Genomic DNA, 25,401 nt, shown 5'->3' on the forward strand with positions numbered 1-25,401 from the left:
TCTCGGCAACCCCGGCGGCTATCCCCGAGGTTATGGGCGGACCAGCCGAACCGTCGACGCACATGGACGCCGCCGAGCGCCGGATAGTGAAATTCACTGCGGGGTCACACGGGCTCGTCCACACCTACGAGCTGTCGATCCCGATCCTGCTGACGGTGTGGGTCGGGGAGTTCTCGACGACCGCGGCCGCGCTCGGCGTCGTCGTCACGCTCGGCTACGGGCTGTTCGGCGTCGGCGCGCTGCCGGGCGGGATCCTGGTCGACCGCTTCGGGTCGAAGCCGCTCATCTTCGCCTGCCTCGCGGGAATGGGCGGGTCGTTCCTCCTCGTGAGCCTCGCGCCGACGCTGCCCGTCCTCGCCGCGGCGATCGCGATATGGGGGCTCACCGCCAGCGTCTACCACCCCGCGGGGCTGTCGCTGCTCTCGAAGTCGGTCGACCAGCGCGGGACCGCGCTCGGCTATCACGGGATCGGCGGCAACCTCGGAATCGCGCTCGGGCCGCTGGCGACCGCGCTGCTGCTCTTGGCGTTCGACTGGCGGCTGGTGACGGCGGTGCTCGCGCTCCCCGCGGTCGTCGTCGCCGCGTACGGGGTCACCGTCGACGTCGACGAAGCCGGCCCGGACGAAGCCGGAACTTCGGACGACGGAGGCCCGTCCGGCGGCACGAAAGGCGAGGTCTCGCTGTCGTCGATCGCGGCGGACACGCGGCTCCTGATCGCCGGCGGCTTCCTCATCGTGTTCGCGTTCGTCACGTTCAGCGGGCTCTACTACCGGACGTTCCTCACGTTCCTCCCGGACCTCCTCGGCGACGTGCTCGGCGGCCTCGTCGACGTCCAGCTCGTCGACCCGTCGAGCCCGTACGCCGACCAGTTCGACGTGGGCCGGTACCTGTACGTCGCGGTCCTCACGGTCGGCGTGTTCGGCCAGTACCTCGGCGGCCGGATCGCCGACCGCGTGCCGCCGGAGCGGGGCCTGATCGCGGTGATGGGCGTCCTGTCGGCGCTCGCGCTCCTCTTCATCCCCGCGACGGGCGCGGTCGCCACCTTCGTCGCGGTGTCGCTCGCGCTCGGCGTCGCGCTGTTCACGGTCCAGCCGCTCTCGCAGGCGACGGTCGCGGCCTACTCGCCGAGCGAGGCGCGCGGCCTCTCCTTTGGCTACACGTACGTCGGGATCTTCGGGATCGGCGCGCTCGGCTCCACGCTGGCCGGGACGGTCCTCACCCGCGCCGGCCCCCGGGAGCTGTTCGTCGTCCTGGCGGTCATCGCGGCGCTCGGCGCGCTGTCGGCGACCGCGGTCGCGCGGTTCGCGACGCGACGGGACTGAGCCGGCCCGCCGGCCGCGGGACGCGACGCCGCTGAGCCCGGCCCGCCGCCCCCGCGAAGCGACCGAGGAGCGGGCGGCTCCGCCACGCGACCGAACCGCGCTCGACCCGCAGACTGCGCGGCGTTCGCGGGCGCTCGGATCCGGCGGGGGTATTTAAGAGGGGCGCCGTTCAACTCCGTCGCATGTACCACGTCCTGATGCCGGTCGACATCGAGACGGACCGCGCGCTCTCGCAGGTCGACATCCTCGAATCGCTCCCGGCCGACGCGGCCGAGATCGAGGTCACGCTGTTGCACGTGTACGAGTCCGTCGACGCGCCCGCCGACGAGGCGGGCTCGTCCGTCATCGACGACATCAACGAGTCCATCGAGGACCTCCGCGGGATCCCCGACTCGCTGGAGGCCGTCGAGGCGCGGCTCGACGAGCTCGGGATCGCCCACGACCGCGAGCTCCACGTCGGCGACGCTTCGGACGCGATCCTCGCGGTCGCGGCCGACCGCGACGTTGACTCAATCGTGCTCGGGATGCGCAAGCGCTCGCCGGTCGGCAAGGCGCTGTTCGGCAGCGTCAGCCAGTCGATCATCCTCAACGCGGACCGCCCGGTCATCGTCGGGAAGCCGTCCGACAACTGAGCGGCTCGCCCCGTCTCCGCTCCGTCACTGCGCTCCCTTACTCCGCGGTCGCCGCGTCGACGAGCTCCGCCACGGACCGCCCGTCGAGCGACTCGACAACGCTCGCGAGGCGGTCGGCGTCGACGCCGCTGCCAGCGAGCAGCCCGGCCGCCTTTTCTCCCGTCTCCGCGGCCGACATCGGCTTCTCCGGCTCGCCGAGGGGCACGCTCACCGACGCCTCGCGCGTCTCGCCGCCGGCGGTCACGGTCACGCGAGCGCCCCACTCCTCGGGGAACCGCGCTTCGATCGCCGGGTCCGTCCCGACGCTCGTCGCGTCCATCAGCCGGCGGATCTCGGGGTCGTCCCACCGCGGGGGCTCGTCGAGCCGGCCGACGGCGCGCAGGAACGCCTCGGCGTCGGCGGTCCTCTCGGTGAGCGTCAGCGCGGCCGCGAACGGCGCGGAGAACTGGCAGTCGACGAACCCGTCGGGCCGCCGCTTCGCGTCGATCGGGTCGCCCGTGAGCCGGACGCCGGCGCTCGGGATCGCGACCTCGATCGCCTCCACCGCGTCGGGGTCGACCTCGGGGGCGATCTCGCGGAGCGCGTCGATCGCGGCGTGGAGGTAGCGACAGCAGGGGTACGGCTTGCGGCCCGTCTCCGCGATCGCGTCGCGCTCGCCGATCCGGTCGACGGCCGCGGGATTCGGCTCGTCGGAGTAGGCGGTGAAGAAGCCGTGCTCGCCGTCGAGGGGCTCTTCTGCGCCGACGAACCCGGCGGCGGCGAGGTCGGTTGCCTCGATCCCGCGGCGCGCGGCGAGCCCGGGGTGGAGCCGCTTGTTCCACGCGCCGTTCGCGAGGAACTGAAGCGAGCCGGCCGCCTGACTCCCGGCGATCCCGAAGGCGTTCCGGAGCTCGTCGGCGTCGAGGCCGCGGACCACGCCCGCGGCCGCGACGGCCCCGAAGGTCCCGCAGGTCGCGGTGACGTGGAAGCCGCGGTCGTAGTGGGCGTCCGGCCCGACCGCCTCGCCGACCGTGCAGGCGACGTCGTAGCCGGCCGCGACGCCCGCGCGGAACAGTTCGGCGGGTATCTCCTCGCCCCCCGTCGCCTCACCCTCCGCGGCGGCGAGCGCGGCCGCGATCACGGGGGCGCCCGGGTGGAGCGAGGAGGCGAGGTGGGTGTCGTCGAAGTCGAGGCTGTGCGCGAGCGCCCCGTTCGCGAGCGCGGCGTCCGCGGGGGTCAGCCGCTCGCCGCTCGGCAGGAGCGTCGCGGTCTGGTCGGTGTCGGGATCGGGCGTCGGGCCCGCAATTTGCCGGACGCCCTCCAGGATCGCCGGCGTGGAGTCGGCGTGGGTCGCGCCGCCGATCGCGACCGCGAACCAGTCGAGGAGGTGCGCCGGGAGGTCCGGTCGGTCGGCGTCGACCGACACGCAGTGGTCAACGATGCGGTCAGTTACCATGTCGGCGGCTCGTCGCCGCCGGCAATCAAGGTTCGCTCCGCGGCAGGCGTCGGCCGTTGAAGTCGACCGAGCGCCGACGGCCGTCAGGCGGTGTGTTTCGCCTCTTCGGGGTCCTCGACGACCTCGACGCCGCGGTTGTTGACCGCGTACGGGTCGAGCCCCTGCTCCTGGAGGAACTGCTTATAAAGGCGCTCCGCGGTCTCGCCGTCCTTCTGCTTGTCGCTGGCGTGGTCGCAGAGTTCGAGGAGGGTCTCCGGCACGTCGTTCTCGTGGACGATCCAGTGGTTGATCGTGTCCGACAGGCGGCGGATGGGCGAGGTGAAGTGGCCGTAGATGTCGAAGTTGAGCGCGTGGTGGCCGCCGAACGGGTCGTTCATATACTTCGCCCGGGGCATCACCTTCAGCACGGCGCGCTGGATCTTGTTGAGCTGGCGCTCGGGGGACTCTTCGAGGGCGGCGTTGACGGCTTTTCGGGGATCGTCGCCCCACGCGTCGCCGGGGATCGAGACGCCGTCGAGCTCCTGAATTTCTTTTAAGGCCTCGTTCCACTGGTCGGGGGTCGGCTGCGGGTGGACGCGGTACATCGCCTCGACGCCGCGGTCCCACATCAGCGTGTGCGTCACCGCCTTGTTCGCCTTCAGCATCGACTCCTCGATGATGGTGTGCGCGCGGTCGCGCCGCGGGTTGAGAACGAGCGAGCCGTCAGCCTTGCGCTGCTCGTGCATGCGGTCGGCGAGCTCGAAGGCGAGCGCGTTCTCCTCGCCGAGCGGCATGTCGGGATCGTCGAGCCGCTCTTCGCACTCGGAGTAGGTGAGCCGCTCGTCGGAGTTGATGACGGACTTGTAGATGTCGATGTCCTCGAAGGAGAGGGTCTCGTCGTCGATCTCCATCTCGACGGTGTGTGCGAGGCGGTCCTCGTTCGGGACGAGCGAGCAGACGGTCTCGGCCAGCACCGGCGGGAGCATGTGGATCGTGTAGTCGGGCAGGTAGACGGTGTTGGCGCGCTCGACCGCCTCCTCCCACATCGCGGTGTCCGGGGTGACGTAGTGGGTGACGTCGGCGATGTGGACCCACAGCCGGTAGGCGCCCTCCTCGCGCTTGATCGAGATGGCGTCGTCGAAGTCCTGCGCGTCGACCGGGTCGGTGGTCCACGTGGTGAGATCGCGGAGGTCCTCGCGCTCGTCGATCTCGTCTTCGATCTCCTCGTAGACGCCCTCGGTCCGGGCCTCCGCCTCGCGGAGGACCTCGCTCGGGAACTCGTCGCGGATCTCGAACTCCTCGAACAACTCCTCGCGCTTCTCGGCGAGTCGGTCCGCGAGCGCCGGCGTGATCGTCACGGGGCCCTGGTCCTCGGCGGACCCTTGCTTCGGCTCGTCGTCTGACATACCTCCACCAACGCGGGTCCGTTAGAAAGGCCTGTCGGGCGGGGAGACGAGCGCTCGGCCGCGCGTCGAGCGCGTCATCCCGTCCGAGCGCTCCGCGCTTAGACGAGCGTCGTGACGATCGGCGACAGCAGCAGGGCCGCGATGCCGAGCGCGGCCGCGCCGAGGAGGATCGGGATCGCCGACCCGCCGACCAGTCGGAGCGCGGTCGAGCGCGCGCTCGCGTCCGAGACGACGAACGGCGAGCCGTCCGCGATCCGGGATTTCACCTCGCCGACCGGCGCGTCCGGGAACGCCTCGCTGTCGCCGACGACCGTCACCTCGTCGCCCGGGCGGAGGGTCCGCTGGACGTACCGGCGCCGCGGGTCGTCGCCGATCGTGAGCGGCCCGACCTCGTACCCCGTCTCCGTGTCGTCGACCTCGTCGACCGCGTCGATGAATCCCCGGACGCGTTCGGGCGGCTCCTCGCCGGCGTCGAGCTTGATCTTCTCGTCGACGTCGAGCGAGAAGGTCGCCGCCGCGGGGTCGACCCGGACGCCGGTCCCGCCGTCGTCGACGCGAAACGGGACGCCAGCCTCGCCACCGTCGATCGTGACCCACGACTGCCCTTTCCCCTGGCTGCGGAGCTCGGAGACGTCGTACTCGACGCAGAGGGCCGGGTCGCCGCCGAACGGCGCGGGGAGCGTCTCTTCTTCGTCGACCGCGGCGGCGCGGCCCGTGACCCGTATCTGCCGCTCAGCGCCGTCGAGTCCGGCCGGACTCGTCGCCGTCGTTCGGAGGACTCGGACCGCGTCGACGGTGCCGCTCGCGCCGCGCGCGAGGAAGACGACCCCGAGTGCCAGCGCGGCGACGCCGATTGCGGTCGGCACTGGGTCGGCGGCGTCGATTGCGATTGAAAGGGGGTTCGAAGCTGCGGCTGTGACGTGGAGGGCGCGCATGCGTACGGTCGCGGTACCGAGCCGCGCCGGGTAGGATTATCGGTCGCGGTCGCGGTCGGAGCGCGTGCGGTCCGAGCGGCTCCCCGCGCCGCCCTCGTCGGTTCGGTCGTCGGCGTCGTCGGCGACCGCGTCGGCGTAGCGGTCGAGGAACTCCTCGGTGGTGAGGCCGTCCGACTCGATCGAGAGGATCAGCGACTCGAGGCCGTCGCGGGGCTGGTGGGAGATCTCGTCGTCACAGTCGGCACAGAGGTACTCGAACTCCTTGTCGCGCCGGTTCCAGCGGTCGCCCTCCTTGTCGTACTCGCGGGCGTCCTCCCGCAACACCGAGTCCCCGCACGCGATGCACACGACCGTCCGCCGGTCCCGACTCCCCCGGGAGCGCCACATACGGATCCCCTCGGTCCCGCTCCACTTAGCGTTTGGTGCGGTGGCTGACGCCCGTCGGACGGGGTTTCACGCCGACCCGGGACGCGCCGTCCGCGGACGACGTACAGACATATTACGGTGGGCGCGCTGGTGCCCGTATGACGATCACCGAGTCCGACCTCCCGGGGGTCGGCAAGAAGTTCGAGATCGAACTGGGCGGCGACGAGGAGATGATCGTCGTCATCCACAACACCGGGAAACGCGAGGTGTTCCGGCGGCGCGACCCCGACGCCGACTCCGAGAAGGCGTTCGAGTTCTCCGACGACCTCGCGCGGACGATCGGGTCGATCATCGAGGGAGCGTACTTCCAGCCGGTGGAACCGGAGACGCAGGAGACGACGCTGCCGGGCGGGATCCTCCTGGAGTGGTACGAGCTCCCGCCCGGGTCGCCGCTCGTCGGCGAGACGCTGGAGAGCGCCGACATCGGCAACCGCACCGGGCTCGCGGTCGTCGCCATCCAGCGCGGCGACGAGGTGCTCGACAGTCCGGGCGCCGAGACCACCCTCCGCGAGGGCGACACCCTCATCGGGGTCGGCACGCCCGAGAACTGCGCGGCGTTCGAGGAGATCCTCACCGGATGAGCTGTCGGCACGGCGCCGCGGGGTTCGGCGCGTCGAGGCGCGGCGGTACGGTCGGCCGTCCCGGCGGTGGTCGGTAGTGGCGCTGCTCGACGTCGGCGTCATGTTCGTCGCGGTCGCGGTCGCCGGCGCGGTCGCGAACCGCCTCGGGCAGTCCGTGATCCCCGCGTACATCCTCGTCGGGATGCTGCTCGGGGAGTTCGTCCTCGGCCGGTTCGCGCTCCCGGTGATCGGGACGGCCTACGTCCCCGAGACGGAGTTCATCTCGCTCGGCGCGGAGCTGGGGATCGTCTTCCTCCTCTTCTTCCTCGGATTGGAGTTCAACCTCGACCGGCTGCTCGCTCGGCGGGGGCCGATCGGGACGGCGGGGACGATCGACCTCGCGAACTTCGGGGTCGGGCTCGTCCTCGGCTGGCTCGTCTTCGGCGCGTTCCTCCCGGCGTTCCTCGTCGCGGGGATCGTCTACATCTCCTCGTCGGCGGTGATCACGAAGTCGCTCATCGACCTCGGCTGGATCGCCAACGACGAGGCGGAGCCGATGCTCGGCACGCTGGTGTACGAGGACTTGTTCATCGCGGTGTACCTCTCGGTCGCGTCCGCCTTGGTCCTCGGGAGCGGCGACGTCGCCGCGGCCGCGGTCGACGTGGGGGTAGCGCTTGCGTTCATCGCCGGGCTGTTCGCGGTCGTCCGGTTCGGCACGCCGCTCTTCGACCGGCTCGTCGCGACGGACAACCGGGAGTTCGTGGCGCTGCGCTCGGTGGCGACGGTCGTGTTCGTCGCCGGCGCGGCGCTCGCGCTCGGCGTCAGCGAGGCGGTCGCCGCGTTCTTCGTCGGGATGGCGTTCGCCCCGACCGAGCAGGCGCACACGATCGAGACAATTCTGGAGCCGGTCCGGGATCTGTTCGCCGCGGTGTTCTTCTTCTGGATCGGGCTCGTGACGGACCCCGCGCTGTTCGCGGACGTCGCCGCGCTCGTCGCGCTCGCCGTCGTCGTCACCACGCCGACGAAGGTCGTCACCGGTTACCTCGCCGGGCGCGCGTTCGACCTCGACGTCCGCCGGTCGACGCGGGTCGGCCTCGGGATGACCACCCGCGGCGAGTTCTCGCTGATCATCGCGACGGTCGCGGTCACCGGCGCGAACGCCGGCACGTTCGACCCGGCGCTGGCGGGGACGATCAACGCGTTCGCGGTCGGCTACGTCCTCGTGATGGCGGTGCTGGGGACGACGCTGATGAGCTACTCCGCGCCGTTCGAGTCGATCGCGACCTCGTGGCTGGATCGTGGTGGCGCGGACGGCAGCGGGGCGAGTGGGTAGGCGTTCGTCGCAGCGGTCGTTTATATATAAGTAGATGTCAGCGGGTCGGGGGCGAGCACCGCCAAGATCCGGTTGCTCGCTTATAAATAGTTGATGGCGGATCGGCGACGAACCACTCCAAAGCCCCAGCCGCTCGTTTATAAGTGGTAGTCCACAGATCGACGACGAACCACTCCAAAGCCCCAGCCGCGAGGACGGCGCACACTCGCTGCGCTCCTCGCTCGTTCGCTCCGCTCACTCACTACGGTGCTTACGTCGTCTGCGCCGTCCTCGCGGCTGCCCCTTTGAGTCCCGCCCCGCACAGCACCGCACCGCAGCCTCACACCTCCCCAGCCTCGTCGCTCACTACGTTCGCGACTCCCTCGCGCGTGCTGACTCGCGGCCGCCGATGGCGGCCGCTCGCAGGCACGCGCCACCGCCGATTTATATGTCTCTCGTCGTCTCGGTGGCTGTTTATAAGTAAAACTGTCGCGCTCGGCGCCTATTCCGTCGCGACCGGGCCGCGGCCGACGACCGCTTCGACTTCCTGGACGAAGTCGCTCCGGCTCTCGAAGAGGGGGACCTCGCTCTCTGCGAGCACGTCGTCGAGCGTGCGGGGGCCGTCGGGCGTCCGGAGTTCGGCATCGCCCTCCTGTTCGCGGACGTCGCTGCGCGTCGCGGGCCAGGTGAGCCGCGACGCGACGCGGGCGACCGGCTCGCCGGCCACGTCCGGCCCGTCGCCGAGTTCGACGGCCGGCTCGGCTTCCGCCTCCTCGTCTCCCTCGTCCGCATCGGTGTCGCTCATGCCCCGCGGTTCCGCTCGGGCGACACTAATGGTTTCGATGCCGTTCGGGGGTTCGCGGGGCCGCGCCTGCGAGACCGCACCCGCGAGGCCGACCGTCGGCCCGGTCCGACTCGGAGAATACACCCGAAATAATTCGGTAATACTGTTATATTATCCGGCGGTAATTTCCGGTTGGGGGCAGGCACACGACTCCCGTTCACGCGTGTCGCGCGTCGGCACGCCGGTCTCCGCGTTTTCCGGTCTCAAGACTCCGGCGACGAGCGGCGCGTTCATCGACGAGCCCCGCGCTCGTCGGCCGTCGCGTCGGTCGTCCGCCGCGGTCGTCACGCCCGGCCACGGCACGTCGGGCCGCGGCACGTCACGCCCAGCCGCGGTCCGTCCGGTTCAGCCGCTCGCAGCCGTCCTCGGTGACGACCACGAGGTCCTCGATCCGACAGCCGAAGCGCCCGTCGAGGTAGATTCCGGGCTCGACGGAGCAGACCATCCCCGGCTCCAGCTCGCGGTCGTTGCCCGCGACGAGGTACGGCTCCTCGTGGACCTCCAAGCCGACGCCGTGGCCGGTCCGGTGGACGAACGCGTCGCCGTACCCCGCCGCCTCGATGACCTCGCGCGCGGCGCGGTCGACGGCGGACGCTGGGACGCCCGGTTCGACCGCCTCGGCGCCGGCCGCCTGCGCCTCCCGCACGACCTCGTGGACCTCGGCGTACGCCTCGCTCGGCTCGCCGCCGAAGACGAGCGTCCGCGTCTGGTCGGAGGGGTAGCCGTCGACGCGCGTCCCGAAGTCGAGGACGACCGGCTCGCCCCCGCGGATCTCACGGTTAGCGTGGCCGTGGTGGGGCTTCGCGCCGTTCTCGCCCGCCGCGACGACCGTCTCGAAGCTCACGCCGCGGCCCCCGCGGTCGGCCAGCCGCTCGGCGATCCAGTCGGCGAGGGCCGCCTCGGTCATGCCGACCGCGTCCGCGCCCAGCTCACGGAGGTCGTCGACGACGGCGTCTGCCACCCCGGCCGCCTCGCGGAGCGCCGCCAGCTCGGCCTCGTCCTTCCGGACCCGGAGGCCGGCAAGCGCCTCGCTCGCGAGCCCCCACGTCGCCTCGGGCGCCGCCGCGCAGAGGTCCTGCGTGAACCGCGCCCACATCGTGTCGTCGACGAGGAGCCGCCCCGCGTCGAGCCCCCGGTCCGCGAGCAGTTCGCGGGTCGCCGCGACCGGGTCGTCGCCGTCGCTCCACGTCCGAATCTCTGTGACGCCGGTCGCCTCTCGGACCTGCGTCTCGTACAGCGCCGGCACGAGCAGCGCCGGCTCCGAGTCGGGCGCGCTCGCCGCCGGCACGACGAGGAAGAAGTGGCGCTCGCCGGGCTCCTCGGCGAAGCCGGTGAGGTACTGGAGGTTGCGGCTCGGGAACGCGACCAGCCCTGCCGCGTCGCCCTCGTCGAGCCGTCGCACGGCCCGCTCGCGTCGTCGCTCGTGCGGTCCGGTCGGTCGCTCTCGCCCCGACCCATCCGCGTGTGCGTCGTCGGTCACGCGCCGGGGTTCGGACGCGGTATATAAGTAGGGTGGCGTTGACCGGGCCGCAATCGGCGCATAACTACGGGTGACTGGTCGCTATGTGGTAGCATGTCAACCGAGAACGCCGCGACGTTCGACTGCCCGGAGTGCGACGTGAGCGCCCCCTCGACGTCGGTGCCGTACGACTCGCTCGGCTACGTCGTCTGTCCGGTGTGCGGCTACGCCGCCACGCCGGACCCGGAGCGGTCGACGAGCTTCGAGTGGTCGCCGGGCACTGAGGGGTCACCGAGCGCGGACGACTGACTCGGCCGCGACTCGCCTCACCGAACTCGGCGCCGCGCCGCCGCCGCGGAACCGCACCGCTTTAGCCGCGGGGCGCGTCCGCTCGGGTATGAGCTGGTCGCTGGAGCGCGACGACGGCACGATCACCGAGTGGGAGCGATCGGACGGGTACGCGACCGTCAGGCTCCGCGAGCGCGCGGCGGGCGGCTTCGTCGTCCGCCTCGACGTGATGGAGCAGGCGGCCGACGAGTCGGCCTACGAACGCGTGCGATTCGACGACCGCGAGGCCGCCGAAGCGCGGGCCGCCGAGTGGCGCGAAGAACGCGAGCTGGACGAGTAGCGCGTACGGCTATTCGATGTCGACGCCGTCGTCGAGGAAGACCTGACACTCGACGGTCCGGCCCTCAGGGTCTTTCGCGAAGGACTGGTAGATGTCGTACGTCTCGTTCTCTTGCGGCTCCGTTACGATCGCGTCGCCCAGTCGATCGGCGGCGGCGTCGACCCCCTCACGATCCGGGTAGACGAACGTCAGGATGCCGCAGTCGTCGGCCGCGTCGCGCTCGCAGAACCCGAACAGGAACCCGTCGAACTCCAGGATCGTACAGTCCGGCTGTTCGAGGCGCACGGTCGCGTTCAGTCGCTCGCGGTAGAACTCGACGACCGCGTCGCGCTGCTCCGTCGCATGGAAGACGATTCCGGTCACGTCCGTCCGCTCGCGCCCGGAACACTTCATCGCTCCGGGCGGATCCGCGTCACCGCTCCGGGCGGATCTCATCGCTCCGGGCGGGCCCGCGTCACCGCTCCGGGCGGGCGTTTACCGCTCCGGATGGGTCGGCGCGTCGAACCCGCCGCGGACGAGGGGTTTCGCGACGTGGCGACGGGCGCTCGGCGGCACCTCGTACCACCCCGTGTCGAGGTCGCGCTCGATCGGCTCCGCGACCTTCCCCGGCGCGCTCGTCCCGCAGTCGCGACACCGGTATCCTTGATCCTTCCCCGCCGACGACATCGAGCGACCGCAGTCCGGGCAGGTCGGCACCGCGGGCGTGGTCCGGACGAGGTCGCGGATGGCGAACTTCTCCAGTTTCAGGGTGCTCTCGGGACCGTCCGCGTCGTCCCGCACCTCGTGTTCGCCGCAGAGCGTGACGCGGTCGCCCGGCCGGAGCGCCCGGACGTGGTCTCGGAACCGTCCGGTTGGCGCGAACGCGACGGCGCGGAGGGTGTCACCGGGATCGACCGCGTCGTCCGAATCGATCGCGTCGCGGTCGCTCGCGACGTCGACGTGGACGTGTCCCCCCTGTTTCGTCTCCGGCGCACCCGCGACCACGCCCGCGACCCGGTAGCCGGCGCCGTCGCGGAGGTCGCCGATCCGCCCGGGCGCGAGGTGGGCGTCGGTTCCCTGATTCGTCAGGAACGTCGCCGCGCGGTCGACCGTCTCGGCGTCGATCGCGGCTGCGACGTCTCGGCACGCCGCCGGGTCGTCGCCCCGGATCCCGTGGAGGATCGGGCCGGGGGCGTTCGGGACACAGACGGCCGCGCCCGTCTCGCGGTCGACGGTGTCCCAGACGGTCGGGTACCCCGCTTCCGCGGCGGCGAAGACGCTCTCGACGTCGACCTCGCGGGGCGTCCCGCAGCGGTCGAGCTTGCGGTAGGAGATCCGCTCGAAGGTCCAGTCGTCGAACGCGGCCGGCGCGCCGACCGCCGCGAGCGCGCCGATTCGGCCCCGGCCCGCGACGGCGTCGGCCTCGTCTGCTCTATCCGCTCCGTCCGCTCCGTTCGCCCCGCCCGCTCCGTCCGCCCCGCCCGCTCCGTTCGCCCCGCCCGCTCCGTCCGCTCCGTTCGCCCCGCCCGCTCCGCCGGCCGAGCCGACCGCGGCGTGTCGGAATCCGTGTTCCTCGGCCAACTCGACCGCCTCAGCGACGGAGAGCCGCTCGCGGAGCGCGCGGCGGGCGAACCCGGCGACCTCGTCGGGAATCGGCGATACCGTCGGATCGAAAGGGTCGCCGTCGACGTCGCGGTCGGCAACGACGACGCCGGGGGAGGTCCGGGGATCGGCGGCCACGGCGAACGTCTCGACCGTCTCGACGGCGACGGTCGCGGCCCGCTCGGCGTCGACGCCGGAGACGTGGAGCGCAACCGCGGCGTTCCCCCGCGTCTTGTGTTTCACGGCCGGATTCAGGCGGACGAGCAGCCGTCGGCGGACTTGGGCGCCCTCGTCCGCGAGCCGCTCCGCGATCCGCGTCGCCACGTACGTCGTGCACATCCCGCGCTCGCGGGAGTCGGTGTCGTCGACGGCGACGATCGGCATGCGACGCGGTTCGTGGCGGCGCGTCAAGCCCCTTTCGAGGGCGGTCCGGTCGCTCTCCGGTCGGTCGACCCGCTCGCAGCGTCGGTCGAGTATTTAACCGTTTCCCGTGCCGAACGCGGAAAATCGCAGGCGGGCGGCAGTTTCGTCGGGAGCGCGACGACACAACGCATATATACGCCGAGCCGCTTGTTTCGGCTATGTCCCGGACTGCGCTCATCGGGAACGTCACCGCGATGCTGGAGGACGCAGGGTTCCTCGTCAGCGACCGGTGTGCGGTCCGGCCCAAGAGCTTCGACGTGGCGGCCCGCCGCGACGAGGACCTCCTCCTCTTAAAGATCCTCGGCAACGTCGACGCCCTCGACGCGGAGACCGGCGCGGAGATGCGCCGGCTCGGCGAGTACCTCAGGGGGACGCCGATGGTTATCGGGATCCGCACCCGCGACGAGGAGCTGAAGCCCGGCGTCGTCTACTTCCGACACGGCGTCCCGGTGATCAACCCTGACACCGCGTACGATCTGTTCGTCGAGGGGATGCCCCCGCTCATCTACGCGGCCCCCGGCGGCCTGTACGTCAGCCTCGACGGCGACCTGCTCGCCGACGAGCGCGAGGAGCGCGGCTGGTCGCTCGGCCGCCTCGCGACCGAGCTGGGCGTCTCCCGCCGCACCGTCTCGAAGTACGAGGACGGGATGAACGCCTCCATCGAGGTGGCGATCCAGCTGGAGGAGCTGTTCGACCAGCCGTTCTCCAGCCCGGTCGACGTCCTCGACGGCGCGGACGAGGTCCGCGACTCCGAGCCGACGCCCTCGGCACCCGAGGCGGACCCCGACGACGAGCACGTCCTCCACGTGCTCACGAGCGCCGGCTTCACCGTCCACCCGACCGCCCGCGCCCCGTTCAAGGCCGTCTCGGAGGACGAGGACAGCCCGGCGACGCGCGTGCTCACCGGCCACTCGGCGTTCACCGCCGCGGCCGAGAAGCGCGCCCGGATCATGTCCTCCATCGGCGAGGTGGCCCAGACCCGCTCGGTGTACTTCACCGAGGAGGACGAGAAGCGCGAGTCCGTCGACGGCACCGCCCTCGTCTCCTGCGAGGAGCTCGCCGCGGTCACCGACCCTGAGGAGATCCGCGAGCTGATCCGCGACCGCGCCCGCGCCCCCTCCGAGGCCTGACCGCGCCGCCGCGGTCCGATCAGCGACCGAGTAACCGACTGAAGAACCCGCTGCCGCCCTCTTCCTCGTCTTCGTCGTCGGCGGACGACGAGCCGGCGTCGTCCGTCGTCTCTTCGCCGTCGCCGTCCTCCTCGTCCTCCTCCGACAGGACGGTGTTCATCGTCCCGGTGTCGTCGTCGCGGAACGGGATGCTCCCCGCGAGCTCGTCGTCGATGTCGTCTCCCGCCCCCGAGTCAGCGCCCGCGGCCCCCTCGTCGCGTCCGGTGGCCGCTTCGCGCGCCGTCTCGTCCGCGTCGGGGATCGCGTCCGACTCCTCCTCCGTCGCGGCGTCCGGGCCGGTGGCCTCGAGCTCGGCGGCCGCTCTCCCTCCCGCCATGGACTCGTCACCGGCCTCGTCGCCGCTCGCCGCGTCGCCGCCGGTCTCCTGAGTCGGGTCGTCGCTCTCGACGGACTCTTCCGGCTCGCCGCCGGCGTTGCGTGCGCCCTCGTCGGTATCGTCACCCAGGTCTTCGTCCGTGTCGTCGTCTCCGCCTTCGTCCGTATCCTCGTCCGCGACGTCGTCTCCGATCTCGTCCGTGTCGCCGCCCACGTCTCCGTCCGTATCGTCGTCTCCGCCTTCGTCTGTCTCGTCGCCCAGGTCATCCTCCGTGTCCTCGTCAGTAACGTCGCCCGCCGGTTCGCTCTCGCTCGCGACGATGATGTCGTCGCCGTCGCCCGGTTCGGCCACGCCGCTCGCGTCGGGGTCCGCGACGATGATGTCCTCGTCCGACTCGGGGTCCGCGCCCGCTTCCTGACCGGCCTCGGCGGCCGCGGCCTCGCCCGTCTCCTCGTCGGCGTCGTCCCGCTCGCTCGCCGCTTCGGGGTCACCGTCGTCCGCGTCGTCCGCGTCGTCCGCGGCCGGTCCGTCGTCGACGATCACGGCGTCGTCGTCGTCCGCCGCGGTCGGCCCGTCGTCGGCTCCCGCGTCGCTGGCCTCCGCGCTGTCCGCCCCGGCTCCGCCCGCGGCGTCGGCCGCCGGCTCGGCCAGTCCCGCGCCGTCGACGTCCGCTCCGGTCAGGGCGCGAGTCAGGCCGCGGTACGCCCGCGTCGCCGGCGCGTCGGGCGCGTCGGAAAGCAGCGGGCGGTTCGCCGCCGCGGCCCGAGCCACCGCCTCGTCCTCCGGGATCCGACCGAGAATCGGGGCGTCCAGCAGGGCCGTGACGACCTCGTCCGTGTCGTCGCTCACGCGGGTGATCGCGGCGCCCGCGACGGTTCCGCCGAGGCGCTCGGTTAGCTGTCGCGTCTTCTCGGTGTCGCCGAGGGCGCTCCGCTCCGGAGTCGAGACGAGGAGCGTCTCGTCGGCGATCGCGAGGGGGAGCGTGGAGTCGTGCGACAGGCCGGCGCCCGCGTCGACGAACACGAAGTCGGCGCCGTCGAACGCCTCGACGACCCCCCGGAGCCCCGAGGGGTCCGCGGCCGCGTACGCGTCGAGGTCGGTCGCCCCCGGGACGACCCGGAGCCCGGAGGGCCCCTCGCGGACCGCCGCCTCGGGCTCCGCCTCGCCGGCGAGCACGTCGTGGAGGGTGGTCTCGCCGGGGGTCACCCCGACGGCGCCCGCGAGGTTCGCCATGCCGAGGTCGGCGTCGATCGCGACGACGTCGGCGCCCGAGTCCGCCAGGATCGTCGCCAGCGCGGCGGTCGTGGTGGTCTTCCCGACGCCACCCTTCGCCGACGCGATCGCATACACCGTTGCCATACGGTGAGGGTCCGGCGACTGCTACTTAAATGTAGGCGGCGGCGACCGGATCCGGACGCCGCGTCCACCGCGTTCGACGTGAAATCCGCCCGGAATCCGTCCGGAATCGTCGCGCACCCCCGCGGGCTTTCGCAAACACCTTATACGTCGCTTCTAGAGTTTCAGGCGATTAGTAGCATGGCGAGACCAGAGGTGCTCAACTCGATCAAGGAGGCCGAACGGAAGGCGGACGAGATCATCGCGAACGCGGAGTCGGACGCCGAGGAGCGCCTCGCCGAAGCTCGAGAGCGCGCGGACGAGATCCGCGCCGAGGCCGAGGAGGAGGCGGAGGCCGAGGCCCAAGAGCGGCTCGAAGCGGCCCGCGAGGAGATCGAGGAGCGGCGCGAGGAGATCCTCGAATCGGGGCGCGACGACCGCGACGAGCTCGAACGCGAGGCCCGAGACCGCGTGGAATCGGCCGTCGACTACGCCGTCGAGCAGTTCGAGGCGGCGGTTCACGACCAGGCCGAGGAGGCGGTGGATGCTCAGGCCTGAGCAGATGAGCCGGGTGTCGGTGACGGGCTCGAAGCGCGTCATCGACGACGTCATCGAGGCGGCGTACGCCCACCACTCCCTGCACGTTACGGACTACGACGACCGGTACGAGGGGTTCGAACCCGGCACGTCCCTTGAGGGCGCCGAGACCGTTAACGAGCGCCTCGTGACCGTCCGCTCGCTGGAGAGTATCCTCGACGTCGACGCCGAGGACGCCGACGTCGCTCGCTCGCTGGACGACGACGAGCTCGTCGACGAGCTCGACCGCGTCCGCGAGCGGGTCAACGAGCTCAACGACGAGCGCGACGAGCTCCAGGCCGCGATCCGCGACCGGCAGGAGGAGATCGACCGGATGGAGCCGTTCGCCGAGCTCGGGATCGACTTGGCGTACCTGCGCGGCTACGACTCGGTCGAGGTCGTCGTCGGCGAGGCCAAGCCCGCGGCCGTCGAGGCCGCGCTCGAAGACGCCGACTCGATCGACGTCTTCGACGTGTTCGTCGGCGGCGACGTGGTCGCCATCGTCGCGCGGCCGACCGACCCGGACGCCGAGGGCGTCGTTCAGGACGCGCTCGTCGGCGTCGACATCGCGCTGCTCGACGTCCCCGACGCGGACGCGAGCCCCGATGAGTACGTCGGGGAGCTGGAGGCCGAGCAGGCCGACCTCCGCGACGAGCTCGACGCCGTCGAGAGCGAGCTCGCGGACGTGAAAGAGGAGGCGGCGGGCTTCCTGTTGCGCGCCGAGGAGCAGCTCACCATCGAGGCCGAAAAGAAGGAGGCGCCGCTCTCCTTTGCGACCACCGAGAACGCCTTCGTCGCCGAGGGCTGGGTGCCGACCGAGACGTACCCCGACTTCGAGGCGGCGGTCGTCGACGCCGTCGGCGACCACGTCGAGGTCGAGGAGCTCGAACGCGCCTCCTTCACCCCCGACGGCGACCACCACGCCGAGCCGGTCGACGACGGGACCGGCGGCGCGGGAGAGTCCGACGCCTCGACCGCTGCGGGCGACGCGGAGGACGCGACGGCCGAGCGCGAGGCCGCCACCGACGGCGGCCACGCTGGGCACGGCTCCGACGACCCGCCGGTCGTCCAAGACAACGGCGGCGCCGCCGGCCCCTTCGAGCTGCTCGTACAGGGGTTCGGCCGGCCGAAGTACTCGGAGTTCGACCCGACGCTCCTCGTCTTCCTCACGTTCCCGGCGATGTTCGGGTTCATGATCGGCGACGTCGGCTACGGTGTCTTATACGCGCTGATCGGCTACGTGATGTACTCGAAGTTCGACGGCGCGTTCCGCGAGCTCGGCTCCGTCGCGATGTGGGCCGGCGCCTTCACGATCCTGTTCGGGATCTACTTCGGGATCGACGTGTTCGGCTACCACGCCTACCAGCTGCTGCCCGGTGACGTCCACTGGCCGATCGCCGGGAAGGGGCTCTCGCCGGCCGACATCGACTGGGCGCTGGCGTTCCTCGTCGTCAGCGTGCTGTTCGGGATGATCCACCTGAACGTCGGGTACGCCCTCTCGTTCGTGAACAACTACCAGCTCCACGACCTGAAGCACGCGGTCTACGAGAGCGCCTCGTGGCTGCTCCTGCTCAACGGTATCTGGGTCTGGATCTTCAGCCGGCACGTTCTCGGCCCGAAGCCCGATTTCCTGTTCGATTCGATCTCCCTGCTCACGCTCGGGGCGGTCTCATTCAGCGGGTTCCCGGTCGTTGTCGGGTTCGCCGGGCTCGCCGCCGCCGCCCTTGGGGCGGTCCTGCTCGGGATCGGCGAGCCGGCAGAGCTGGCTGAGGTGCTCTCTCCGCTCGTCAACGTCATCTCCTACGCCCGGATCATGGCCGTCCTGCTCGCGAAGGGTGGGATGGCTCTCGCAGTCAACCTGCTCGCGTTCGGCGCGTACATCGACAGCAGCGGCGACGGAAGCTTCCACTTCATCTTCACGCCGGAGTACCTCTCGTACGTTCAGGAGCACTCCGTCGCGAACGGCGGCGAGTACGAACTCGTCTTCGCAGGACTGACGACCGCCTTCGAGCCGAGCGGGGTGGGAATCCTCGCGCTCGTGGGCGGGGTCGTTGTGGCCATCGTCGGTCACCTCGTCGTCTTGCTGCTCGGCGTCACCTCCGCCGGCATTCAGGCCGTGCGTCTCGAGTACGTCGAGTTCTTCGGGAAGTTCTATCAGGGCGGGGGTCGAGCGTACCTGCCCTTCGGCCGCGACCGTCGGTACACCCGCGAGGACTGACCCGCGACGCGTCTCGGGGGCGGTGCCCCCCGTTTTGCCCGTCGAACCCGGCAACGTAGTCGGGTTCTGAACCTCCGTAGCCGCGTCTCTCCTCGGCGTTCTCTCGCGTTTCACTCGGTCGTTTTGGGAAGCTTTATGACTCCTCTAGGGGCAACTAGCAACCGTTCGGAGACGAGCAACCGCAACTACTACCAATGCTTGAAGCTACCAACGAACTCGGGAACGTCGCACTGTCGACCGGTGGAACACTGACTGATCCCAGCGCCGCAGCGGCCCTCGCCGTCGGCCTGGCGGCGCTCGGTGCGGGCTACGCGGAGCGGGGTATCGGTTCGGCCGCCGTCGGCGCAATGGCCGAGGACGACGACCTCTTCGTCAACGGGCTCATCCTGACGGTCCTTCCCGAGACGATCGTCATCCTCGCGCTCGTCGTCGTCTTCATCGTCTGAGCGGTCTCCCTTTCACACCAATGAGTTTGGAAACCGTCGTTGAGGACGTTGAAGATGAGGCCCGCGCGCGTGCGGAGGAGATCCGCGAACAGGCCGAGGCGGAGGCCGACGAGATCGTCGGCGACGCCGAGGACGACGCGGATCGCATCCGCGAGGAGCGGCTCGCCGAGGTCGAGAGTCAGATCGACCAGGAGCGCGAACAGACGCTCTCCTCGGCGAAGCTCGAGGCCAAACAGGAGCGGCTGGGCGCCCGCCGCGACGTCTTAGAGGACGTCCGCGACGACGTCGAGGCGGCGATCGCCGCCCTCGACGGCGGCGACCGCCGCGAGCTCACCGAGGCCCTACTCGACGCGAGCCTCGCGGAGTTCGACGACGACGAGGACGTCGCCGTCTACACCCGCGCCGAGGACGTCGAGCTGCTCGAGGAGCTCGTCGCGGACCGCAACGCCGAGGTCGACGGCGAACTCGACTGCCTCGGCGGCGTCGTCGCCGAAAGCGACACCTCCCGCGTTCGCGTGAACAACACGTTCGACTCGGTCCTGGAGTCCGTCTGGGACGACGAGTTGAAGAACATCTCGGAGCGGCTGTTCGACCAATGAGCGCCGCCGGTAGCTCGAACCCCGAGTACGTCGTCGCGCGGGTTCGTGCCCGCCGCGGCAGTCTCTTCGGGGACGAAGAGTACCGCAAGCTCACCCGGATGGGCCCCGCCGAGATCGCCCGGTTCATGGAGGAGTCGAGCTACGGCGCGGAGATCAACGCGCTCGGCAGCCGCCACGGCGGCGTGGACCTGATCGAGTACGCGTTGAACCGGAACCTCGCCGAGCAGTTCGACGCGATCCTCGACTGGAGCGAGGGGTCGCTGTACGACCTCATCGCCCGGTACCTCCGGAAGTTCGACGCCTGGAACGTGAAGACGGTCATCCGCGGCGCCTACACCGACGCTGACCAGTCGGCCGTCGAGGTCGACCTGATCCGCGCCGGCGAGTTCGACGACCGCCGGATCCGGCGGCTGCTGGAGGCGGACTCGATCGACGCCGTGATCGAGGTCCTCGAAGACACGATCTACGGGGAGCCGCTGCGAGAGGCGTACGCGGAGTACGAGGAGACGGACGTGCTGGTGCCCTTGGAGAACGCGGTCGACCGCGCGTTCTACGAGCGGCTCCTCTCCGGGCTCGGCGGCGACGAGCCGACCCGGCAGTACGAGGCGTTCCTCAAGGCGGAGGTCGACTTCCGGAACGCGACGAACGCGCTCCGGCTCGCCCGTTCGGGCGCGGACATCGACCCCGCGGCGTACTTCATCGAGGGCGGCGACCTGTTCACCCGGTCGTCGCTCGCGCGGCTGGCGCAGAACCTCGACGAGCTGGTCGAGTTCATCGGCGACAGCCAGTACGGCGAGGAGCTCGGGCCCGCGCTGCGTGACCTCGAGGAGGCGGACAGCCTCATCGCGTTCGAACACGCGATCGACGCCGCACTCTTAGCCTACGGCGACCGGCTCGGCACGATCCACCCGGTGTCGGTCACCCCGGTGATCTCCTACATCCTCGCGAAGGAGCGCGAGACGGAGAACATCCGGGCGATCGCCCGCGGGAAGGAGGCCGGCCTCTCGCCGGACGAGATCGAATCGGAGCTGGTGATAACATGAGCCAGGAGATAGCGGTCGTCGGCAGCCCGGAGTTCACGACCGGATTCCGCCTCGCCGGCGTCCGGGCGTTCGAGAACGTGCCGGACGACGAGAAAGACGAGAAGCTCGACGACGCCGTCGAGCGGACGCTCGACGACGAGGGCGTCGGCATCATCGTGATGCACGACGACGACCTCGACCACCTCTCGCGGGGGACCCGCGAGGCGGTCGAGGGGAGTATCGAGCCGGTCCTCGTGACCCTCGGCGGCTCCGGCGCCGGCAGCGGCGGGCTGCGCGACCAGATCAAACGCGCCATCGGCATCGACCTGATGGAGGAAGACGACTAATATGAGCAAAGCAGACACAACCGACGCCGAGGCGGACAACGGCGTCATTCAGAGCGTGAGCGGTCCGGTCGTGACCGCCCGCGATCTCAACGCCCGCATGAACGACGTCGTCTACGTCGGCGACGAAGGGCTCATGGGGGAAGTGATCGAGATCGAGGGCGACCTCACGACCGTTCAGGTGTACGAGGAGACCTCCGGCGTCGGCCCCGGCGAACCCGTCGAGAACACGGGCGAGCCGCTGTCGGTCGACCTCGGCCCGGGGATGCTGGACGCCATCTACGACGGCGTTCAGCGCCCCCTGGACGTGCTGGAGGGCAAGATGGGCAGTCCGTACCTCGACCGCGGGGTCGACGCGCCCGGTATCGACCTCGAGGAGAAGTGGGAGTTCGAGCCCGAGGTCGAGGAGGGCGACGTCGTCGAGCCCGGCGACATCGTCGGCGTCGTCGAGGAGACGGTCACCATCGACCACAAGGTCATGGTGCCGCCGGACTACGAGGGCGGCGAGGTCGTCGCCGCGGAGGCCGGCAGCTTCGACGTCACCGAGACGGTCGTCGAGCTCGACAACGGCGAGGAGGTCTCGATGCACCAGGAGTGGCCGGTGCGCGAGGCCCGCCCCGCCAACGACAAGAAGACGCCCCGGACGCCGCTGGTGTCCGGCCAGCGCATCCTCGACGGGCTGTTCCCCATCGCGAAGGGCGGGACGGCCGCGATTCCGGGGCCGTTCGGCTCCGGGAAGACGGTCACCCAGCACCAGCTCGCGAAGTACGCCGACGCGGACATCATCGTCTACGTCGGCTGCGGCGAGCGCGGCAACGAGATGACGGAGGTCATCGAGGACTTCCCCGAGCTCGAGGACCCGGCCAACGGCAACCCGCTGATGGCCCGCACCTCGCTCATTGCGAACACCTCGAACATGCCCGTCGCGGCGCGTGAGTCCTGTATCTACACCGGGATCACGATCGCCGAGTACTACCGTGACATGGGGTACGACGTCGCGCTCATGGCCGACTCCACCTCGCGGTGGGCGGAGGCGATGCGCGAGATCTCCTCCCGGCTGGAGGAGATGCCCGGCGAGGAGGGGTACCCCGCGTACCTCGCCGCCCGGCTCGCGCAGTTCTACGAGCGCGCCGGCTACTTCGAGAACATCAACGGGACGGAGGGCTCCGTCTCGGCGATCGGCGCGGTGTCGCCGCCCGGCGGCGACTTCTCCGAGCCGGTCACCCAGAACACGCTGCGTATCGTGAAGACGTTCTGGGCGCTCGACGCGGACCTGGCGGAACGCCGCCACTTCCCGTCGATCAACTGGAACGAGTCCTACTCGCTGTACAAGGATCAGCTCGACCCTTGGTTCGAAGACGAGGTCGCCGACGACTGGGCCGAGCGGCGCCAGTGGGCGGTCGACGTGCTCGACGAGGAGACGGAGCTGCAAGAGATCGTCCAGCTCGTCGGGAAGGACGCCCTGCCCGACGACCAGCAGCTCACCCTGGAGGTCGCGCGCTACCTGCGCGAGGCGTACCTCCAGCAGAACGCGTTCCACCCGGTCGACACGTTCTGTCCGCCGGAGAAGACGTACCTCATGCTGACGACGATCCAGAAGTTCAACGACGAGGCGTTCGACGCGCTCGACGCCGGCGTCCCGGTCGAGGAGATCATCGACATCGACTCGGCCCCGCAGATTAACCGCATCGGCGTCCAAGAGGACTACGAGGAGTACGTCGAGGATCTCAAAGCCGAGATCAGCGAGGAGCTCCGGAGCCTCTACTGACCATGAAAGAGTATCAAACCATCACCGAGATCAGCGGCCCCCTCGTGTACGCCGAGGTCGACGAGGCGATCGGCTACGACGAGATCGTCGAGATCGAGACGGCACAGGGGGAGACGCTGCGCGGACAGGTGCTCGAATCCTCGGAGGACGTGGTCGCGATCCAGGTCTTCGAGGGCACCTCAGGCATCGACAGAGACGCGTCCGTCCGCTTCTTGGGCGAGACGATGAAGATGCCCGTCACCGAGGACCTCCTCGGGCGGGTGCTTGACGGCTCCGGCCGGCCGATCGACGACGGCCCGGAGATCGTCCCCGAGGAGCGCCAGGACATCGTCGGCGCGGCGATCAACCCCTACTCCCGGGAGTACCCCGAGGAGTTCATCGAGACGGGCGTCTCGGCCATCGACGGCATGAACACGCTCGTCCGCGGTCAGAAGCTCCCGATCTTCTCCAGCTCCGGCCAGCCGCACAGCGAGCTCGCGATGCAGATCGCGCGGCAGGCCAGCGTGCCCGAAGAGGAGGAGAGCGGCGACGACGAGGAGGGCTCCGAGTTCGCCGTCATCTTCGGCGCGATGGGGATCACCCAGGAGGAGGCCAACGAGTTCATGGAGGACTTCGAGCGCACCGGCGCGCTGGAGCGCTCCGTGGTCTTCATGAACCTCGCGGACGACCCCGCCGTCGAGCGGACGGTCACGCCGCGGATGGTACTCACCACGGCCGAGTACCTCGCCTTCGAGAAGGACTACCACGTCCTCGTCATCCTGACGGACATGACCAACTACTGCGAGGCGCTCCGCGAGATCGGGGCGGCCCGCGAGGAGGTGCCCGGTCGACGCGGGTACCCCGGGTACATGTACACCGACCTGGCGCAGCTGTACGAGCGCGCCGGCCGGATCAAGGGCCGCGACGGCTCGGTCACGCAGATCCCGATCCTCACGATGCCGGGCGACGACGACACCCACCCGATCCCGGACCTGACCGGGTACATCACTGAGGGGCAGATCTACGTCGACCCCGACCTCAACAGTCAGGGCCTGCAGCCGCCGATTAACGTCCTCCCCAGCCTCTCGCGGCTGATGGACGACGGGATCGGCGAGGGGCTCACCCGCGCCGACCACGCCGACGTGAAAGACCAGATGTTCGCGGCGTACGCGGAAGGTGAGGACCTCCGCGACCTCGTGAACATCGTCGGCCGCGAGGCGCTCTCCGAGCTGGACAACAAGTACCTCGACTTCGCGGACGCCTTCGAGTCCGAGTTCATCGACCAGGGCTTCGAGACGAACCGCGACATCGACGAGACGCTCTCGATCGGCTGGGACCTCCTCTCGATGCTGCCGAAGGACGCCCTCAACCGGATCGACGAGGAGTTCATCGAGGAGCACTACCGCGAGGACGACTCCGAGCGCGAAGTGCTCGAAGCGGCCGACTGAGTCGGCGTTTCCTTCCACTTTTTGCCCGCTCTCAGCGGCCGCGCCGGCGACTTACTCTTCGTCTGCGACCAGATCGATCACGTTCTCGCGGCCGATCCGAAGCTTCTCCACCTCGCCCTCGTCGGCCATCCCCGAGAGCACGCGGGAAGCCTTCGATTTCGACCACCCGAGCTCGTCGACGATCGCCGACTGCTTCATCCGGCCGTCTCGCTCGCGCAGGAGGCGCCGAACGCGGTCCTCGTCGGTGAGGAGGTCCGGGTCGGCCGCGGCTCCGCCGACCGCGTCGTCACCGTCGGCGGCAGCGCGTTCGACGCTTTCGCCGTCCGCCGTCGGGTCGGTCGCGTCGTCCCCGCCCGGCCTTCCCGACGCGCCTCCGGCGGCGGCCTCTCGGTCCGACGATAGGCGTCCGGTCCGCATCGCATACGCCGCGCCGGCGAGCGCGACGAGCAGGACACCGGCGAGGACGAGCAGACCGGCGGGGAGGCCGCCCTCGTCGACCCCGGTTCCCGGGCCGCCGTCGCCGTCAGCCGGCGAGCCGCCGTCGCCGGTCGTCGGCACGGCTCGAACCCGCGGACGACCGTCATCGAAGTCCTCTCGGCCGAGCCACTCGACGACGCCGTCCGCGGTCTCGTCCGGGGCGGGCGCGGCCGACTCGACGACGTAGCCGTCGGGCGCGGCGATCGCCAGCGCGTCGTCCTCGTCGATAAAGAAGCCGCCGGCGAACACGTCGCCGGCGACGACGGCGTCGCCCTCGACCGCGGCGAAGCCGGTCCACGTGAACCGGAAGCTGACGACGCCCCACCGACGGGGCACCTCTTGGATCGACGTCTCGGCGTCGAAACCGCCGGCGCGCATCTCGCGGTCCGACGAGTCGTTCGCCGCCGCGACGACTCCGCTCATCCGGTCGGCGAACGGATCGACGTATCGGCTGGTGTTCGATCTGAACTCCTCTTGAAACCGTTCGTACTCCGCGACGTCGGAGTCGTTTTCGAGTCGCGTCCGGAGCGTTATTTCCCACGTCGCCGAACCGTTCGCCGCCAGATCGATCCGCGTGATCGTGTTGTCCGGGGCGGGCTGGTCGTCCGTCTGCGGGACCGCGGCGGACTGTGCGCCCGCGGGAGCGGCGAACCCGACGGCCGCCAGACAGCAGGCGACGACGAGGAGGACGGCGATCGATCCGGTCGTCCGATCGCGTCGACTCATTGACGTACGGTTTTC

The 25,401-nt window shown here is 70.4% G+C and carries 25 protein-coding genes; 15 read left to right on the forward strand and 10 right to left on the reverse strand.

From position 1 onward, the window contains the following. Nucleotides 1-62: 62 nt before the first annotated feature. Both ACOZ35_RS13300 and ACOZ35_RS13305 read left to right on the forward strand, forming a co-directional pair. The gene (locus tag ACOZ35_RS13300; RefSeq protein WP_424016072.1) at nucleotides 63-1,322 is read left to right on the forward strand and encodes an MFS transporter; all 1,260 of its coding nucleotides are present in this window, start codon (nucleotides 63-65) and stop codon (nucleotides 1,320-1,322) included. A 182-nt stretch (nucleotides 1,323-1,504) separates the two neighbouring features. After that, nucleotides 1,505-1,954 (forward strand): universal stress protein, encoded by a 450-nt coding sequence (locus ACOZ35_RS13305; protein WP_424014024.1) that lies wholly within the window; start codon nucleotides 1,505-1,507, stop codon nucleotides 1,952-1,954. 37 nt (nucleotides 1,955-1,991) lie between these two features. Here the strand turns inward: ACOZ35_RS13305 and ACOZ35_RS13310 are convergent, their stop codons facing one another. The 4 genes from ACOZ35_RS13310 to ACOZ35_RS13325 all read right to left on the reverse strand — a co-directional run bounded on the left by ACOZ35_RS13310 (nucleotide 1,992) and on the right by ACOZ35_RS13325 (nucleotide 6,096). Beyond that, the gene (locus tag ACOZ35_RS13310) at nucleotides 1,992-3,389 is read right to left on the reverse strand and encodes an MmgE/PrpD family protein (RefSeq protein WP_424014025.1); all 1,398 of its coding nucleotides are present in this window, start codon (nucleotides 3,387-3,389) and stop codon (nucleotides 1,992-1,994) included. A gap of 83 nt (nucleotides 3,390-3,472) precedes the next feature. Further along, nucleotides 3,473-4,774, reverse strand: a complete 1,302-nt coding sequence (locus ACOZ35_RS13315; RefSeq protein WP_424014026.1) for a ribonuclease catalytic domain-containing protein — start codon at nucleotides 4,772-4,774, stop codon at nucleotides 3,473-3,475. Nucleotides 4,775-4,872: 98 nt separating this feature from the next. Then, on the reverse strand, nucleotides 4,873-5,709 hold the full coding sequence (locus ACOZ35_RS13320) for a hypothetical protein (protein WP_424014027.1): 837 nt from the start codon (nucleotides 5,707-5,709) through the stop codon (nucleotides 4,873-4,875). A 36-nt stretch (nucleotides 5,710-5,745) separates the two neighbouring features. After that, nucleotides 5,746-6,096, reverse strand: a complete 351-nt coding sequence (locus ACOZ35_RS13325) for a DUF7562 family protein (RefSeq protein ID WP_424014028.1) — start codon at nucleotides 6,094-6,096, stop codon at nucleotides 5,746-5,748. Nucleotides 6,097-6,233: 137 nt separating this feature from the next. Between ACOZ35_RS13325 and ACOZ35_RS13330 the strand changes: the two genes are divergently transcribed. Further along, nucleotides 6,234-6,716: a cation:proton antiporter regulatory subunit gene (locus ACOZ35_RS13330; RefSeq protein WP_424014029.1), complete on the forward strand. Its 483-nt coding sequence runs from the start codon at nucleotides 6,234-6,236 to the stop codon at nucleotides 6,714-6,716. 76 nt (nucleotides 6,717-6,792) lie between these two features. After that, nucleotides 6,793-8,028, forward strand: coding sequence for a cation:proton antiporter (locus tag ACOZ35_RS13335; protein WP_424014030.1), 1,236 nt, complete (start codon nucleotides 6,793-6,795; stop codon nucleotides 8,026-8,028). 481 nt (nucleotides 8,029-8,509) lie between these two features. Here ACOZ35_RS13335 and ACOZ35_RS13340 read toward each other — a convergent pair whose 3' ends face one another. Both ACOZ35_RS13340 and ACOZ35_RS13345 read right to left on the reverse strand, forming a co-directional pair. After that, on the reverse strand, nucleotides 8,510-8,812 hold the full coding sequence (locus ACOZ35_RS13340) for a DUF5789 family protein (protein WP_424014031.1): 303 nt from the start codon (nucleotides 8,810-8,812) through the stop codon (nucleotides 8,510-8,512). Nucleotides 8,813-9,170: 358 nt separating this feature from the next. Beyond that, nucleotides 9,171-10,331, reverse strand: a complete 1,161-nt coding sequence (locus ACOZ35_RS13345; RefSeq protein WP_424014032.1) for a M24 family metallopeptidase — start codon at nucleotides 10,329-10,331, stop codon at nucleotides 9,171-9,173. 93 nt (nucleotides 10,332-10,424) lie between these two features. On the opposite strand from ACOZ35_RS13345, the gene ACOZ35_RS13350 reads away from it, so the two are divergent. Together ACOZ35_RS13350 and ACOZ35_RS13355 are read left to right on the forward strand one after the other, a co-directional pair. Beyond that, nucleotides 10,425-10,619 carry a hypothetical protein gene (locus ACOZ35_RS13350; RefSeq protein WP_424014033.1) on the forward strand — a complete coding sequence of 65 codons (195 nt, stop codon included), beginning with the start codon at nucleotides 10,425-10,427 and terminating at the stop codon, nucleotides 10,617-10,619. 88 nt (nucleotides 10,620-10,707) lie between these two features. Next, nucleotides 10,708-10,938, forward strand: a complete 231-nt coding sequence (locus ACOZ35_RS13355; protein WP_424014034.1) for a DUF7543 family protein — start codon at nucleotides 10,708-10,710, stop codon at nucleotides 10,936-10,938. A gap of 9 nt (nucleotides 10,939-10,947) precedes the next feature. On the opposite strand, the gene ACOZ35_RS13360 is transcribed toward ACOZ35_RS13355, so the two are convergent. Both ACOZ35_RS13360 and ACOZ35_RS13365 read right to left on the reverse strand, forming a co-directional pair. Next, on the reverse strand, nucleotides 10,948-11,301 hold the full coding sequence (locus ACOZ35_RS13360; protein WP_424014035.1) for a VOC family protein: 354 nt from the start codon (nucleotides 11,299-11,301) through the stop codon (nucleotides 10,948-10,950). A gap of 111 nt (nucleotides 11,302-11,412) precedes the next feature. Then, complete coding sequence (locus ACOZ35_RS13365; RefSeq protein WP_424014036.1) at nucleotides 11,413-12,903, reverse strand: TiaS agmantine-binding domain-containing protein; 1,491 nt, start codon at nucleotides 12,901-12,903, stop codon at nucleotides 11,413-11,415. A 197-nt stretch (nucleotides 12,904-13,100) separates the two neighbouring features. On the opposite strand from ACOZ35_RS13365, the gene ACOZ35_RS13370 reads away from it, so the two are divergent. Beyond that, nucleotides 13,101-14,072, forward strand: a complete 972-nt coding sequence (locus tag ACOZ35_RS13370) for a transcriptional regulator (protein ID WP_424014037.1) — start codon at nucleotides 13,101-13,103, stop codon at nucleotides 14,070-14,072. Between the two features lie 19 nt (nucleotides 14,073-14,091). On the opposite strand, the gene ACOZ35_RS13375 is transcribed toward ACOZ35_RS13370, so the two are convergent. Beyond that, a complete protein-coding gene (locus ACOZ35_RS13375; protein ID WP_424014038.1) occupies nucleotides 14,092-15,807 on the reverse strand; it encodes a P-loop NTPase in 1,716 nt (571 codons plus the stop codon). A 177-nt stretch (nucleotides 15,808-15,984) separates the two neighbouring features. Here ACOZ35_RS13375 and ahaH point away from each other — a divergent pair, with 177 nt between their 5' ends. From ahaH to ACOZ35_RS13415, 8 genes are all read left to right on the forward strand, one after another. Beyond that, the gene (gene ahaH / locus ACOZ35_RS13380; protein WP_424014039.1) at nucleotides 15,985-16,341 is read left to right on the forward strand and encodes an ATP synthase archaeal subunit H; all 357 of its coding nucleotides are present in this window, start codon (nucleotides 15,985-15,987) and stop codon (nucleotides 16,339-16,341) included. Nucleotides 16,342-16,345: 4 nt separating this feature from the next. Further along, nucleotides 16,346-18,577 carry a V-type ATP synthase subunit I gene (locus ACOZ35_RS13385; protein ID WP_424016073.1) on the forward strand — a complete coding sequence of 744 codons (2,232 nt, stop codon included), beginning with the start codon at nucleotides 16,346-16,348 and terminating at the stop codon, nucleotides 18,575-18,577. Between the two features lie 194 nt (nucleotides 18,578-18,771). Further along, nucleotides 18,772-19,023 (forward strand): hypothetical protein, encoded by a 252-nt coding sequence (locus tag ACOZ35_RS13390; protein WP_149799710.1) that lies wholly within the window; start codon nucleotides 18,772-18,774, stop codon nucleotides 19,021-19,023. A 20-nt stretch (nucleotides 19,024-19,043) separates the two neighbouring features. Beyond that, complete coding sequence (locus ACOZ35_RS13395; RefSeq protein ID WP_424014040.1) at nucleotides 19,044-19,622, forward strand: V-type ATP synthase subunit E; 579 nt, start codon at nucleotides 19,044-19,046, stop codon at nucleotides 19,620-19,622. Beyond that, complete coding sequence (locus ACOZ35_RS13400) at nucleotides 19,619-20,665, forward strand: V-type ATP synthase subunit C (protein WP_424014041.1); 1,047 nt, start codon at nucleotides 19,619-19,621, stop codon at nucleotides 20,663-20,665. Before ACOZ35_RS13395 ends, ACOZ35_RS13400 begins: the two co-directional genes overlap by 4 nt. After that, a complete protein-coding gene (locus ACOZ35_RS13405; protein WP_006629423.1) occupies nucleotides 20,662-20,991 on the forward strand; it encodes a V-type ATP synthase subunit F in 330 nt (109 codons plus the stop codon). The genes ACOZ35_RS13400 and ACOZ35_RS13405 overlap by 4 nt, the downstream gene beginning before the upstream one ends. 1 nt (nucleotide 20,992) lies before the next feature. Continuing rightward, nucleotides 20,993-22,756: an ATP synthase subunit A gene (locus ACOZ35_RS13410; RefSeq protein ID WP_424014042.1), complete on the forward strand. Its 1,764-nt coding sequence runs from the start codon at nucleotides 20,993-20,995 to the stop codon at nucleotides 22,754-22,756. A 2-nt stretch (nucleotides 22,757-22,758) separates the two neighbouring features. Beyond that, on the forward strand, nucleotides 22,759-24,183 hold the full coding sequence (locus ACOZ35_RS13415) for a V-type ATP synthase subunit B (RefSeq protein ID WP_424014043.1): 1,425 nt from the start codon (nucleotides 22,759-22,761) through the stop codon (nucleotides 24,181-24,183). 51 nt (nucleotides 24,184-24,234) lie between these two features. On the opposite strand, the gene ACOZ35_RS13420 is transcribed toward ACOZ35_RS13415, so the two are convergent. After that, a complete protein-coding gene (locus ACOZ35_RS13420; RefSeq protein WP_424014044.1) occupies nucleotides 24,235-25,386 on the reverse strand; it encodes a helix-turn-helix transcriptional regulator in 1,152 nt (383 codons plus the stop codon). Nucleotides 25,387-25,401 lie beyond the last annotated feature (15 nt).

The organism is Halorubrum xinjiangense (assembly GCF_049604745.1).
Taxonomy (GTDB): Archaea; Halobacteriota; Halobacteria; order Halobacteriales; family Haloferacaceae; genus Halorubrum; species Halorubrum xinjiangense_A.

Bases quoted from the DNA above. Each gene is read 5' to 3' on its own strand.
- ACOZ35_RS13415 (WP_424014043.1), top strand. From the start codon at position 22,759: ATGAAAGAGTATCAAACCATCACCGAGATCAGCGGCCCCCTCGTGTAC.
- ACOZ35_RS13420 (WP_424014044.1), bottom strand. From the start codon at position 25,386: ATGAGTCGACGCGATCGGACGACCGGATCGATCGCCGTCCTCCTCGTC.
- ACOZ35_RS13315 (WP_424014026.1), bottom strand. From the start codon at position 4,774: ATGTCAGACGACGAGCCGAAGCAAGGGTCCGCCGAGGACCAGGGCCCC.
- ACOZ35_RS13375 (WP_424014038.1), bottom strand. From the start codon at position 15,807: ATGGCAACGGTGTATGCGATCGCGTCGGCGAAGGGTGGCGTCGGGAAG.
- ACOZ35_RS13355 (WP_424014034.1), top strand. From the start codon at position 10,708: ATGAGCTGGTCGCTGGAGCGCGACGACGGCACGATCACCGAGTGGGAG.
- ACOZ35_RS13350 (WP_424014033.1), top strand. From the start codon at position 10,425: ATGTCAACCGAGAACGCCGCGACGTTCGACTGCCCGGAGTGCGACGTG.
- ACOZ35_RS13305 (WP_424014024.1), top strand. From the start codon at position 1,505: ATGTACCACGTCCTGATGCCGGTCGACATCGAGACGGACCGCGCGCTC.
- ACOZ35_RS13390 (WP_149799710.1), top strand. From the start codon at position 18,772: ATGCTTGAAGCTACCAACGAACTCGGGAACGTCGCACTGTCGACCGGT.
- ACOZ35_RS13395 (WP_424014040.1), top strand. From the start codon at position 19,044: ATGAGTTTGGAAACCGTCGTTGAGGACGTTGAAGATGAGGCCCGCGCG.
- ACOZ35_RS13320 (WP_424014027.1), bottom strand. From the start codon at position 5,709: ATGCGCGCCCTCCACGTCACAGCCGCAGCTTCGAACCCCCTTTCAATC.
- ACOZ35_RS13340 (WP_424014031.1), bottom strand. From the start codon at position 8,812: ATGAGCGACACCGATGCGGACGAGGGAGACGAGGAGGCGGAAGCCGAG.
- ACOZ35_RS13370 (WP_424014037.1), top strand. From the start codon at position 13,101: ATGTCCCGGACTGCGCTCATCGGGAACGTCACCGCGATGCTGGAGGAC.
- ACOZ35_RS13385 (WP_424016073.1), top strand. From the start codon at position 16,346: ATGAGCCGGGTGTCGGTGACGGGCTCGAAGCGCGTCATCGACGACGTC.
- ACOZ35_RS13410 (WP_424014042.1), top strand. From the start codon at position 20,993: ATGAGCAAAGCAGACACAACCGACGCCGAGGCGGACAACGGCGTCATT.
- ACOZ35_RS13310 (WP_424014025.1), bottom strand. From the start codon at position 3,389: ATGGTAACTGACCGCATCGTTGACCACTGCGTGTCGGTCGACGCCGAC.
- ahaH (WP_424014039.1), top strand. From the start codon at position 15,985: ATGGCGAGACCAGAGGTGCTCAACTCGATCAAGGAGGCCGAACGGAAG.
- ACOZ35_RS13330 (WP_424014029.1), top strand. From the start codon at position 6,234: ATGACGATCACCGAGTCCGACCTCCCGGGGGTCGGCAAGAAGTTCGAG.
- ACOZ35_RS13400 (WP_424014041.1), top strand. From the start codon at position 19,619: ATGAGCGCCGCCGGTAGCTCGAACCCCGAGTACGTCGTCGCGCGGGTT.
- ACOZ35_RS13325 (WP_424014028.1), bottom strand. From the start codon at position 6,096: ATGTGGCGCTCCCGGGGGAGTCGGGACCGGCGGACGGTCGTGTGCATC.
- ACOZ35_RS13405 (WP_006629423.1), top strand. From the start codon at position 20,662: ATGAGCCAGGAGATAGCGGTCGTCGGCAGCCCGGAGTTCACGACCGGA.
- ACOZ35_RS13365 (WP_424014036.1), bottom strand. From the start codon at position 12,903: ATGCCGATCGTCGCCGTCGACGACACCGACTCCCGCGAGCGCGGGATG.
- ACOZ35_RS13300 (WP_424016072.1), top strand. From the start codon at position 63: ATGGACGCCGCCGAGCGCCGGATAGTGAAATTCACTGCGGGGTCACAC.